Annotated in this window: 15 protein-coding genes; 11 read left to right on the top strand and 4 right to left on the bottom strand. The window is 41.6% G+C overall.

What is annotated here, in order from left to right; translation table 11 throughout:
• The first annotated feature begins 388 nt into the window (after positions 1 to 388).
• The 4 genes from A2W93_12435 (at position 389) to A2W93_12420 (ending at position 3070) form a co-directional block, all read left to right on the top strand.
• Positions 389 to 835: a transposase gene (locus A2W93_12435; protein ID OFY56473.1), complete on the top strand. Its 447-nt coding sequence runs from the start codon at positions 389 to 391 to the stop codon at positions 833 to 835.
• Positions 836 to 1093: 258 nt separating this feature from the next.
• Positions 1094 to 1564: a hypothetical protein gene (locus A2W93_12430; GenBank protein OFY56472.1), complete on the top strand. Its 471-nt coding sequence runs from the start codon at positions 1094 to 1096 to the stop codon at positions 1562 to 1564.
• Positions 1564 to 2220: a lipoprotein ABC transporter ATP-binding protein gene (locus A2W93_12425; protein OFY56471.1), complete on the top strand. Its 657-nt coding sequence runs from the start codon at positions 1564 to 1566 to the stop codon at positions 2218 to 2220. The genes A2W93_12430 and A2W93_12425 overlap by 1 nt, the downstream gene beginning before the upstream one ends.
• Positions 2201 to 3070, top strand: coding sequence for a TIGR01777 family protein (locus A2W93_12420; protein OFY56470.1), 870 nt, complete (start codon positions 2201 to 2203; stop codon positions 3068 to 3070). Before A2W93_12425 ends, A2W93_12420 begins: the two co-directional genes overlap by 20 nt.
• Before the next feature lie 40 nt (positions 3071 to 3110).
• Here A2W93_12420 and A2W93_12415 read toward each other — a convergent pair whose 3' ends face one another.
• Entirely contained in the window at positions 3111 to 4988 is a 1878-nt protein-coding gene (locus A2W93_12415) for a DEAD/DEAH box helicase (protein ID OFY56469.1), read from the bottom strand.
• Positions 4989 to 5321: 333 nt separating this feature from the next.
• Here A2W93_12415 and A2W93_12410 point away from each other — a divergent pair, with 333 nt between their 5' ends.
• Entirely contained in the window at positions 5322 to 6206 is an 885-nt protein-coding gene (locus A2W93_12410) for a hypothetical protein (GenBank protein ID OFY56468.1), read from the top strand.
• 26 nt (positions 6207 to 6232) lie between these two features.
• Positions 6233 to 6943, top strand: a complete 711-nt coding sequence (locus A2W93_12405; protein ID OFY56467.1) for a hypothetical protein — start codon at positions 6233 to 6235, stop codon at positions 6941 to 6943.
• 254 nt (positions 6944 to 7197) lie between these two features.
• Here the strand turns inward: A2W93_12405 and A2W93_12400 are convergent, their stop codons facing one another.
• The gene (locus A2W93_12400) at positions 7198 to 7746 is read right to left on the bottom strand and encodes a hypothetical protein (GenBank protein OFY56466.1); all 549 of its coding nucleotides are present in this window, start codon (positions 7744 to 7746) and stop codon (positions 7198 to 7200) included.
• A 395-nt stretch (positions 7747 to 8141) separates the two neighbouring features.
• Between A2W93_12400 and A2W93_12395 the strand changes: the two genes are divergently transcribed.
• The 3 genes from A2W93_12395 to A2W93_12385 all read left to right on the top strand — a co-directional run bounded on the left by A2W93_12395 (position 8142) and on the right by A2W93_12385 (position 10074).
• Positions 8142 to 9209, top strand: coding sequence for a ribosome small subunit-dependent GTPase A (locus A2W93_12395; GenBank protein ID OFY56491.1), 1068 nt, complete (start codon positions 8142 to 8144; stop codon positions 9207 to 9209).
• A 30-nt stretch (positions 9210 to 9239) separates the two neighbouring features.
• Entirely contained in the window at positions 9240 to 9533 is a 294-nt protein-coding gene (locus tag A2W93_12390) for a hypothetical protein (GenBank protein ID OFY56465.1), read from the top strand.
• A 232-nt stretch (positions 9534 to 9765) separates the two neighbouring features.
• A complete protein-coding gene (locus A2W93_12385; protein OFY56464.1) occupies positions 9766 to 10074 on the top strand; it encodes a hypothetical protein in 309 nt (102 codons plus the stop codon).
• Positions 10075 to 10152: 78 nt separating this feature from the next.
• Here A2W93_12385 and A2W93_12380 read toward each other — a convergent pair whose 3' ends face one another.
• Positions 10153 to 10764, bottom strand: a complete 612-nt coding sequence (locus A2W93_12380; GenBank protein ID OFY56463.1) for a hypothetical protein — start codon at positions 10762 to 10764, stop codon at positions 10153 to 10155.
• An 11-nt stretch (positions 10765 to 10775) separates the two neighbouring features.
• Positions 10776 to 11462 carry a hypothetical protein gene (locus A2W93_12375; GenBank protein ID OFY56462.1) on the bottom strand — a complete coding sequence of 229 codons (687 nt, stop codon included), beginning with the start codon at positions 11460 to 11462 and terminating at the stop codon, positions 10776 to 10778.
• Positions 11463 to 11492: 30 nt separating this feature from the next.
• On the opposite strand from A2W93_12375, the gene A2W93_12370 reads away from it, so the two are divergent.
• Together A2W93_12370 and A2W93_12365 are read left to right on the top strand one after the other, a co-directional pair.
• Complete coding sequence (locus A2W93_12370) at positions 11493 to 11951, top strand: hypothetical protein (GenBank protein ID OFY56461.1); 459 nt, start codon at positions 11493 to 11495, stop codon at positions 11949 to 11951.
• Between the two features lie 27 nt (positions 11952 to 11978).
• Complete coding sequence (locus A2W93_12365; GenBank protein OFY56460.1) at positions 11979 to 12626, top strand: hypothetical protein; 648 nt, start codon at positions 11979 to 11981, stop codon at positions 12624 to 12626.
• Positions 12627 to 12714 lie beyond the last annotated feature (88 nt).

Genomic DNA, 12714 nt, shown 5'->3' with positions numbered 1-12714 from the left:
AAGAGATACTGATTGGAATTTATCCGATTCAATACTTTTTTCCAACTTCGCCAATTGAAATTCTCTTGTTTGGCAAACAACAGAAATAGAATTATGAGTGCTCAAACACATCGAAATGGGTGTCCCAGCTCAAAATTGCATTATTATTTTTGTAAAAAAGGTCATGGCAATTGTTTTTATGCAACTCTGACTTCCGGAGGAAGTCGAATAGTAATAGCGTCCGGCGTAAGCCGGATGTGAATAGAAATAATAATAAACGGCCCTGCAGGGGCCGAATACAACGAAAACGACAACAAATAATTACAAACATTTATATTCGACAATAAACGTTTAATAACCGAATAAAGCAATTTCTGTAATCTATATTTGCATATCAAGTTAAAATCATATGGACAGATTTTCTCAAATTCTCTATCAGGTCGTATTTGGACCCAGACTAAGAGTGCCGGTCATAACAGCTCCAAACCGGGAGGTTTTTCATAAATATCTCGCTACGGTATTGCGAAATAAAAAATGTTTTGTGTATGCAATCAACGGTACAGCAGATCATGTGCACGTTTTATTTTCGTTGCATCCATCGGTCTCTTTATCGGACTTGATAAAGGATATGAAATTGTCAACATCATCATTTATCCGCACAAAAAAATTGTTCCCCATGTTTGATGGATGGCAGGAAGGGTATGGTGCATTTACTTATACATATTCAGCAAAAGAAAATCTAATCAGATATGTTTCAAATCAACAGGAACACCATAAGAAAATTAGCTTTTATGAGGAGCTGAAAAATCTCCTGATTGAAAATGAAATTGATTTTGATGAGCGGTATTTGATTTAATCTGACTTCATTTAATCTGGATTCGACCCCTTCAGGGTCGGCTTTGGCGTTTGCATATAACCCGACCTACGGTCGGGCTATTATTATTTGACCTGCGCTGCAGGTCGGGATTTTTACATGCAATTAATTAATCTATTGCTTTTGTCTAAAACAAATTTGAAAAACAAATTCAGGTGCCCTGGTAGCGAAGTCAGGTGAGGGTTACTGAACGGAATTTATCCGATTCAATACTTTTTCGTAAGTTTGAAAAAAATTACAATGAAAAAGGCGCTTCTACCTTTACTATTAATCGGCCTTCTCTCCTCTTGCAATGTTGCTAAAAATCCATCCAAGGCCCTTAAAAAACTGGAGTTTTTGCAAGGAAACTGGCAATACGAAGATCAGGGAGTGCATGTTATTGAGAAATGGAATTCCGCACCAGGAGCCATGAGTGGAACAAGTTTGCTTATCCTGAAAGGAGATACCGCTTTTCAGGAAAATATTAAAGTCAGCGAAGTGGATGGCAAGATGATGTATAAATCCACGATGGGCAAATATATTATTGAAGAACTGAAGACATTGCCATTAACTCGTTGCACTGCTCGAAGAGCAGTTTTTGGCAACATGAACCAGATGAATTCAGTTTATATTTGTTACAGTTTTAAACGCGGAAAACTTTTTGTTGAAATGCGCGATCTGGTTGACAATAAAGTGATACACGACAAATACGGACTTGAAAAAATAAACTGATGTCGATAGAAATAAAAGATATCCGGAAATCATTTGGACATTTGCAGGTGCTGAAAGGCATTGACTTGACCATTCAGAAAAATGAAATCATTTCCATTCTCGGCGCATCCGGAGCCGGAAAAACGACATTGCTGCACATCATGGGAACACTCGATAAACCCGACAGTGGCCAGATTCTTTACGATGGCATCGATGTATTCTCGCTGGGAGAGCGCAAACTCAATAACTTTCGCAATAAACATATTGGTTTTGTTTTTCAGTTTCATCATTTGTTACCTGAATTTACAGCACTCGAAAATGTTTGTATTCCTGCATATATTGGAGGAATGAATAAAAATGTGGCGGCTGAAAAAGCTGAAAAACTTTTAATTACACTGGGACTTCAGGATCGGATGACACATAAACCATCCGCATTGTCAGGCGGTGAGCAGCAAAGAGTAGCCGTAGCACGCGCTCTAATCAATGATCCAGATGTAATACTGGCCGATGAGCCCAGCGGCAACCTCGATTCAGACCATGCCCGCGAATTGCACGAGTTGTTTCTGAAACTGCGAAATGAAATGAATCAGACTTTTGTGATAATTACTCACAATCCAGATTTGGCGCAGCTTTCCGACCGTCAGATTCATATGCGCGATGGATACCTCGTTCAATAAAAAAATCTTTATTGCCGGTGGCAACGGGTTTATTGGTCAAGCACTCTCAAAAGAATTGCAATCGGCTGGCTATCACGTTACCGTGCTTTCGCGCTCGCAATATCAAAATAATCCGACTGAACTTTCGAAAATAATTGAAGGGGGTTTTGCCGTAATCAATCTGGCCGGAGCTACAATCAACAAGCGGTGGACCGCAAAATACAAAGCCGAAATTGTGAATAGCCGAGTACTTTCAGCCATAACAATTGCTAAAGCCATATCACTCTGCAAACTGCCACCTGAGCGCTTTATCAGCACTTCAGCTATAGGAATTTACGATACCGTTCATGTACACAATGAGCAAAGTGTTTTCTTCGCAAACGATTTTCTTGCAGAGGTCTGCTCAAGCTGGGAAGCTGCTGCAGGCAATGTTCCAGCGACTACAAAACGTACTATTATAAGATTAGCGGTGGTACTTGGAATGAATGGAGGCTTGCTGAAAAAGCTGAAACCATTATTTGCGCTATGTCTTGGAAGTCATATGGGAAGCGGCAAACAGCCATTTCCATTCATTCATATTTGTGATGTTTGTAGCGCCATTCTTCATATACTCTCGCAAGAAATGCCATCCAAAATATACAATCTGGTATCACCAAAAATGATTAGCAATAAGCAATTCACAAACGCATTTGCAAAAGCATTACACCGGCCTGCAATCCTTGCTGTGCCAGCTTTCATATTAAAATTTATGCTCGGCAAAAGATCGTCGTTGGTACTCGAAGGCCAAAAAGCAATCCCTGCAAACCTGCAGCAGGATGGTTTTGTATTCCGTTATGCAGATGTGACTGATGCTAGCTTCTGGGTAAAATAATCAGCTTGCCGAAGTATAATCTTCGACAAGCTGTAAGGATTTAAACCCGGCGCCTTTTTGTGGTGCTCGCTTTCTTGTCTTTCGTCCATGGCTTATCGTCGCCGAAAGATTTTTTCTTTCCACTGTAAGCTGGCTTGGCACTGTCAGTTGAACCATGTGTGTCAGGTTTCGAAAGGGTCACCTCAAGGGGTGTTCCATTGAAATCGGAACTGGCAAATGAACTCAACACATGACTTTCGAATTGTGTGTCAACTTCGAAGAATGAGAATTTTCGCAGAACGTCAATTTTCCCGATGGGAATATCACGACGACGGCAATAATCATTGATAAGACCAATCATGCGTGGAACTGAGAGTCCGTCTTTCTCGCCGACATTTATAAAGAAACGGCTATACGCCATTGAACGATCTCTTTTAGGCCTGTCTTCACGCGGACCTCTGTCATCACGGGGACCTCTGTCGTCGCGTGGACCTCTGTCATCGCGGCTGTCTCTGCGATCGCGGCCATCGCGGCTGTCACGGCTATCTCTGCGGTCACGTCCGTCGCGGCTATCGCGGCTATCGCGTCCGAATTTTCCGTCTCTCGACATGTCAACATTGGCATTGAGATCCGGTGCGTTTTTGTAATATTCAAGAAAGCGGTTAAATTCAACTGAAACAAAATGCTTGATCAAATCATCTCTTTGGAGCCAGTCGAGTTTTTTGTAAATCGGGGCCAGATATTGCTCAATCTGTTTTTCATCTACTTCAATATTTTCAACACGGTCAACAAAATTGAACAGCTGTTTTTCGCAGACATCAAATCCACTGGGAACCATTTTGCGTTCAAACTGCTTTCCAACCATACGCTCAAGATCTCTCACCTTGCGGGTTTCGCGTGTGTGAAGCAATGATATGGAAACCCCTTTACGACCTGCACGTCCGGTACGGCCGCTGCGGTGAATGTAAGCTTCGAGCTCATCCGGAAGATTGTAGTTGATTACGTGTGTCAGATTGTCCACATCGAGTCCGCGTGCAGCAACGTCAGTAGCAATGAGCAACTGAAGATGTTTTATTCTGAAACGGTTCATTACAAAATCGCGCTGCGACTGTGAAAGATCACCGTGCAGAGCATCCGCATTATATCCATCCTGAATCAGTTTATCGGCCACTTCTTTCGTTTCGGTACGGGTGCGGCAGAAAATGATTCCGTAAATTTTTGGATTGATGTCAACTATACGCTTAAGCGCTACATATCTGTCTTTGGCATGTGTTACATAAAACTGATGCGATACATTTTCAGCGCCCATATTTCTTTTTCCCACCGAAACTTCCTCCGGACTGTTCATGTAGGTCTCAGCAATATTGCGGATTTCGCGTGGCATGGTTGCCGAAAACAATAAGGTTTGCTTTTCAGCGGGTGTTTGTTCCAGAATGAAATCGAGATCTTCCTTGAAGCCCATGTTCAGCATTTCATCGGCCTCGTCGAGAACGAGATAGCGGACATTGTTGAGTTTTAGCGCTCTTCTTTTTATCAGGTCGACAGTTCTTCCAGGCGTACCAACGATAATGTGGGAGCCTCTTTTCAGTTTAGAAATCTGTGTGTCAATGCTTGCACCACCATACACCGCAGTGATGTGAACACCTTGCATAAACTTCGCATAGTTCTCAAGGTCTTTGGCTATCTGCATACAAAGCTCACGAGTCGGGCTCAGGATGATGGTTTGAACTGATTTATCAGCAATATCGGTTTTTTCGAGTAATGGTAATCCGAATGCTGCCGTTTTTCCGGTTCCGGTCTCGGCCAGCCCGATCATATCATGGCTGTTTTCAAGAATCAGTTTAATTGTTTTTTCCTGAATTGGAGTCAGTGTTTTAAAACCCAATTCCTCTACTGCTAACAGCAGGGGCTGACTCAGGTTTGTTTCGATAAATTCCATACAATTTTGTTAAATAAGTCCCTCTCTCTTGCGCTCGTTGGGACCATTCACTCTATAATCCGCTGTAAAACACATCAATTTCGGGGGTGCAAAGGTAGTCAAAATATTCACACGCAAGGAGTTTGAAATGTGAAATAACAGTAGGTTCTGGCAAAGAAGGAATTATATCATCATTTGATCTGCGTTTTTCTAATAGAAACAAGTAATAAAATAACCTGGGAAATCAGCCCTGCGCAACTGAAAGTTGTACTTTTGCCGTTACTGATCTGAAACAGACATTTTCTAATAAAGAAACACTGTTTTTCATCTGTTTCAAAATGCCCGCAAACATCTATGAAAGACATCTTCAAAAATATTGATCAGCAAATTCAATTCAACGAAGGGAAAAACCTCTTTGCAAACGGGCAAAACTCTTCGCTGCGCTTTATTCAGGAAACGATTTTGTTTTGCAGCAAACCGAATAAAATTTCAGCCGAAGCAGAAGATGTTCTCGTTGAATATACCGTAAACAAAGTGCTGAACGAGTTTTACAGAATAAACCAGTATTACACATTCAGCAATCAGGCCGTTGAAGAGCTGCGCCAGCTTTATAAAAAGTTATTTTCCGAAATCCGGAATTCCAGCCAATCAGTAAACGCAATCTCTGACGCCCATTATAACAATCTGCGAAACTGGCTGACAAAAACAAATCCATTTGCTGCGAAAATAAATATTCCAAATGAAGAAACCATCGAGGCGGTTGCGTGTTCCGAATACAGCGAGGCCTTTCAGTTGAATGTACTTCGAATCGATGCTGCTACGCTAATGCAACCCCTACTCGATATCGGATGTGGCAAAGACTATTCGCTTGTGAAACACCTGCGTAAAAACGGCATTGATGCTTATGGAATTGACCGATTCCCTTCGACCGAAGTCTCGATAGCAGAATCCGACTGGCTTTTATTTGATTATGGGGTCAATAAATGGGGTACCATAACAAGCCATCTTGGATTTTCAAATCATTTCCGACATCATCATTTCAGGCAGGATGGAAATTTTATTGAATACGCAAAAACGTATATGCAAATTCTCGCCTCGTTGAAAATCGGTGGATGCTTTCATTATGCACCCGATCTGCCATTTATTGAAGAATTTCTGGATGAAGAATCATTCAATGTAAGCCGCATGGAAACAGGCAATTCGGAATTTCAATCCGTCATTGTGCAACGCTTGAAATAATCACAAATTTCTTTATTATCACAATCATGTACAACCTGACAACAAAAAACGGCTTTCGGATTTTACAGGCAATACCAAGTCGCAGCAACGCCTGGCTTGTAATGAAAGATGATTTCTCGTTGTTGGTTGATTCAGGAAAAAAGAAATCCAGAAACCAACTCCTTGAAAATTTGAGTTCGGTTTTGAACAATGGAAACTCACTTCAATATTTATTTCTTACGCATACGCACTACGATCACTGCCAGTCGGCAAAAGAGCTTTTGGAGCGGTATTCATGCAATATCATTGTTTCTGATAAAGCTGTTTCTTCCATTGCTGCAGGCTATACAAAACTTCCGCGCGGAACAAATAATTTAACCCGTTTTCTTACAGCAACTGCACATGCATTTTTCAAAAATAATTTCAGTTACAACCCTTTTCGCGCTGACACAATTATTTCAGAAGACTGCATTATCTCATCGGATTTTCCCGGAATAAAAATCATTTTAACGCCAGGCCATTCAGCCGATTCCATCAGTCTTATAGTCGATGATGAAGTAGCCATTGTGGGCGATGCGATGTTCGGGATTTTCCGCGGAAATATTTTTCCACCTTTTGCCGACGACATTCCCGAAATGCTCCGCAGCTGGCGTAAATTACTGGATACAGGCTGCGCCACTTTTCTTCCGGGCCATGGCCGCGCCATCAGCAGAGAGCTTTTGGAGAAAGAATATAATAAATATTCAAGAGCTCAATAAGCCCACCTTGCAAATAAGCGCGCGTCTCACCTGTGCTGATGAAGGATCTTGCGTCAGCGCGACGCTGGACCATGCTCCTTTTCTGGCGCTTCGCGCTTTTATTGTATGCCCGGGACTACGCCTCGGGCGAATATCGACAGCGCCGTTGGCGCAATTTGAACTTCGTAGCTTCTCTGACGGCGTCGCCGCTTAACCTTAACCTTGACCTCTTTCATTTCGCCCTTCTCGAGTCCTTGTTCCTTGTTCAGAGTTCGTTACTCCACAACAATATCCAAATCAGCCAGCAGCCCAAGCACGCCGGGATAGGCGAATTTCGCTTTCTTCAATTTATTTTGCGAAGGGAAAATAATATAATTCCAGGAGGTGCGGAAGTCGCATCCAGACAAATTGCAGCGCTCAAAATTGGTCATATCGAGATCGCAATTGTCAAACACCGCCTGAGTCAGATCGCTTTCAGCAAAAAATGCTTCGCGTATTGAGCAATGACTGAATTTAATTTTCTTCAGATTGTGTTTCATAAATACCACGTAATTCAAATGACATTTTTCAAAAGTCACTGAAAAAACATACTTCGAGCATTTACCAAACTCAACGCCCTGCAGCTTGCAATCAGTAAAGACCACTTCGGAATATACAGTGTTTTCCATTTTGCACATGGTCAGATCGCAGCCAACAAATTCACAGGACTCAAAATTGAATTTACTTAAATCGTGCCCGGCAAAACCGCAGTCTCGAAAGATACAGTTTACATAATCGTTGTCGTAGAATTGCGTGCTGCCATTGATTGTTTCGTTGGAGGTCATTTGCTTATAATTGAAGATGCAAACGTAATTAAAAATGCTATATAAATGGCTGAATCGAGGCTGGGCGTAGTCTTTAAAGTATTAATTGACAAGGCAGTCTCGAAATAGCGGTTTGTTACGACATTCCACCGTTCCGGCCAGTAATATGGAATTCTTCCATGCTTTTGAGCCGGAACATGGAACCGTCGTAACAATTGCAAAAACAACGGTTCCATGTCCTTCAGCTCCTTCGTCGCATCGGACGGTGGAATGTTGTTTTTGCTCTGAAGTTTGAATTTCGAGAAATCATCAACAGATTTTTCAATTCAGACTACGCCCAGCATGTGTCAATTTCATTTGAATAATTTTAAATTTCAATTTCTCCGTACTTTTGCTCTGAATAAAATATGTTCAAAATGAAACCGGAAGATTACGGTTATAACGAAACACTGGAGCAATTCAGAAAAGACAACAACCTGATGGAATTCAGCGTGGCGCGCGTGATTGCGGAACATAAGGAAAGATATATTATTGTATCTGACCAAGGTGAATGCGAAGCCGAAATCACAGGCAATATGCGCTTTTCGGCCTGTGGCCGCGAAGACTTCCCTGCAGTTGGAGACTGGGTTGCAGCCACCCTTTACGATTCGGGCTCAGCGCTGATTCATAAAATATTTCCACGCTCTTCAGTCATTCAACGTCAGGCTATTGGCTCTGAAGGCGACATTCAGATTATTGCCGCCAATGTTGATTATGCATTGCTGGTTCAGGGCGCCGATCGTGATTTCAATATTAATAGACTCGAACGGTATCTTACCATCTGCTACAACTCAGCGATAAAGCCAATTGTGGTGATTACTAAAACTGATCTCTTTGATGAAAACCATATTTCAGAACTGACCAAGAACATTGTTCAACGCATCGGGGATATTCCAGTTTGCGCGGTCAGCAGCGATACTCAACAAGGTTATGATGAGCTAAAAAAGTTTTTGCAAAAAGGCAAAACCTATTGCATGCTGGGCTCGTCGGGCGCCGGAAAATCGACTTTACTTAATCATCTCACTGGCGTTGAAACAATGAAAACAAGTACCCTGAGCGACAGTACAAATAAAGGCCGCCATACCACCACGCACCGCGAAATGTTTGTGCTGCCAAATGGGGCATTGATGATTGATAATCCGGGCATGAAGGAAGTAGGCATAGCCAACGCGTCGGCCGGACTGGAAGCCACTTTTGATGAAATTGTCCAATTGGCTAAGCAATGCCGGTTCAAGGATTGCACCCACACCAGTGAGAGCGGATGTGCTGTTGTTGCCGCTGTTGAAAACGGGGACATCGATCCGGCTGCGCTTGAAAATTTCCTAAAACTCGAAAAAGAAAAAGAACATTACGAATCGACCGAAGCAGAGCGAAAAAAGAAAGACAAGGACTTCGGAAAAATGTTGAAAAATTACAAGAAGGGGAAATACAAGGATAATTATTAGTGTATCTTTACTTTTGAAAAACAATTACACATGACCTCCACCATCAGCATCTGCGGAATCGATTGCAGCACTTGTCCCGAATATAAAAAACAATGTCAGGGTTGCGTTGCAAGCAAAGGAAAAATTTTCTGGGCTGTTCATTACAACATGGATAAATGTCCGCTGCACAAATGCTGCACCGATGAACATAACTACGCTCATTGTGGCCAGTGCGATCAGCTGCCATGCAAAACCTATTCCGATATGCGCGACCCGTCATATACGGAGGAACAGCATCTGGATGGAATTACAAAAAGAGTTGACGCGCTGAAAAAGCTGAAATAACGATTAAATTTCATTTTTGAATTGATTCTCATCTCTGATGTAGTAATCAATTACCCGAAATGTAATTGTCCTATTGATTGTGATAATGTGTCCTGGCTTGATGGAAAAATACTTTCGGTGATGTTTACTAATGGAAAACAATCGCCACCCATTTATAAATATTAATCCGCAACAAAACAAACGATAATAGCCGGTTATTAAGAATGTGCCAGTAAGCTTTCTTTTTGAAGATATGTCAATTGTATTTCTTAAATATACAGGAATAAAAACAAGGGAAAAAAGAATTATTCCAGACACAACTGAAATTCGTACAAATGACCAATATTCCTCAGCACTTTCTACCGGATGCCACGAAATTTCACCAGGTGTTGGAATAAAAGAAGACCTTGGCGGTACTAATGGTGCAAGAAATGCAAGTGCAATTATTCCAGTGAAAATCAGGATTGAAATGCGAATACTTTTTTTTTCAAGTAATGAATATTTTAAATACTCAGTAGTTAATCGTTTTTTTTCACCTGGGAACAAATTAATTAACCGATAGTAACAATCAATAAAATCTCTGCTCGAATGATGCATAAATCTTCAAAATAACAACTCGTTTTTCTTACTTTAACAACTGCTACGGCAACTCCGTTCGATCCAAAAAAACAACCCCATCCAGATGATCAATTTCATGCTGGAATATATGAGATGTGTACTGATGCGTGATGCGCTCTGAATGATGCGTCCCATCTGATAAATCGTACGAAACATCGACCCAGATTGCCCTCCACGAAGATTGCGAAACCCCGGGGATACTCAGACATCCATCAGCACGCAATTTGAAGGTATCGGAATATGCAGTGATATAAGAATTCAGGTAACATTCGAATGGAGCACCTGATTTATCGTATCGCTTCACCCAAATGACTCTTTTACTCACCCCCACTTGCGGAGCAGCAATGCCTACGCCAGCATTGGCCGGATTGGTAACGGTTTTATACATTCGGTCCATTAATAATCTCAGGTAAAACGAGCCGAATTCATTTACGTTCCCGCTGTTTTCGCGCAAAATAGTGGAATCCTCATAGACGAAAAAATTGAGAACCCGCATCATTTCGCCGCTTTGGCCGGAATTGATCAGTTCGATTTCTTCATAGCTGAAATCGGCCGGATGATCACCTTTGTCGAAACATGATACAAAAATTCCGGTGCTGATTACAGCAGCAGCAGCAAGAGTAAAAAATTTCATCCGAATAATAATTATAAGTCCCCGTTATTTCGCAAAAGTATTAAAAATTCGTTGAAAATCATTGCAGTAGCACCCCAAATGATATGCTGATTCGAATAAAAACAGGGCGCAACACCTGGCAAAATACCTGATTTATAGCGAAATACGCCTTTTGCGTTGGTATTGCCAAACCAGGCCAAATCCTCATCAAATACCTCACTAACCTCATGAATGTCTGGTTCATAAACAGGTCGTTCTGCAATGTATCCCACAAATGGATGAATCAAATAACCCGACAGAGGGACATACAGATCTGACAAGTGCCCCAAATACGTAACTGGCTGTTTTATACCCGTTTCTTCCATTGTTTCTCTTACCGCAGTCTGCCAGAAGTTAGCATCTTCAGGTTCGGCTCTTCCACCGGGGAATGCAATTTGTCCGCTGTGGATACCCTCATATTCAGCCCGTTTGATAAAAATGATCCGAGTTGAATCCCCCTCATTAAATAAAAGAAGAAGAACAGCACTGTGGACAACGGGCTCTTCTTTAGCAAACATAGTCAGAGAGCGACCTTTAGGCATCATGCCAGCATGAGCTTCGCTTCCTGGCAACTCCTTATTTTGAAGTAATTTAGCAATTAAATCCAAGTAAAACATGCCTAAAAGTAAAATATTTTTTGTCACATCAGGATTTTTGTATATTTTTGCAATGAAAACCAAATTTCAATTACTAACCAAAAACCAAAAACAATGAAAAAGATTTTCAGCGTTCTCGCAGCAGCAGTTATTGCTTTCGCATTCACAAGTTGTGGTGGTGGAGCCGACACTCCTGAAAAAGTGGCCGAAAAATTCCTTACCCACATTGCAAAAAGCGAATTCAAAGATGCTAAAGAACTTGCTACTGGCGATGCAGTAAAAACTATCGAAACTCTCGAAAGCTTTGCTTCAATGAGCGAAATGGGCGGCGAAAAACCCGAAGCTAAAGAAGTAAAAATCGAAAACATGAAATGCGACACTAAAGAAGATGCAGCTTCTTGTACTTACAAACAAGATGGTAAAGATGGCAACATCGATCTGAAAAAAGTTGACGGCGCATGGAAAGTTGCCAGTTTCCCAAAAGAAACCACTGGTGGTGATGATACCGAAGAAGTTGACATGGAAAGCGACAGCACAGCTACTGATGATGTAACTGAAGAAGTTGCTGAATAAGTTTTAGCTCTTTTACATATAGCAGCAATGAAGAAGGGACTTCTAACAATCCTGATATTCATTGCTGCTTTTGTTTTGTTTCTGTCTACCTATGACCTGCGAAGCGAACAAAAGCAGCAATATGAATCATACGACCTGACTCCTGACGAATACGCGATGCTGAAAGACGGTGATTTGATTTTACGTCATGGCTATGGGCTCGTCAGCGATGCAATTGCCAATTCAATGAACGAAGAAAATCATGTGTCGCATGTCGCAGTACTGGTAAAAAGCGACACAGCTTCTCATGGTTTCCGGATAATTCACTGTGTTTCGCAGTCATTGTCGCCCTGGGATGGAGTCCAGGAGCAGACTTTCCCGCGATTTATCCGCGACAGTCAGCGCAACTCAATCATGGTAGTTCGTTTTAAAGACGCCAACGACTCCACAAGAAGCAGAATCAGCGAAAAAGCACTTGATTATATGAGTCAGCGGGTCACCTTTGACCACGCTTTTGATATTGCCGATTCATCTACATTTTATTGCTCCGAATTGCCATGGATGATATTTAAAAATGAATTCGGCGTTGATATTTTCAAGGACAAAATGAATGAACAGCAGGATCATATGAAATTCTCAAATTTCTGGAACCCTGACAATTTCGAAGTTATTATAAATCACAATACCAAAAGGTGATTTTTATATGAACAAACCGGATCGACTGCACAAACCTGCAGTGCGTGTTGTTTTGCTTATTGCAGCATTATGCATTAGCGTAGTGCTG

The organism is Bacteroidetes bacterium GWF2_43_63 (assembly GCA_001769275.1).
Lineage (GTDB): Bacteria > Bacteroidota > Bacteroidia > Bacteroidales > DTU049 > GWF2-43-63.
This window is presented reverse-complemented; position numbering and strand designations above follow the sequence as displayed.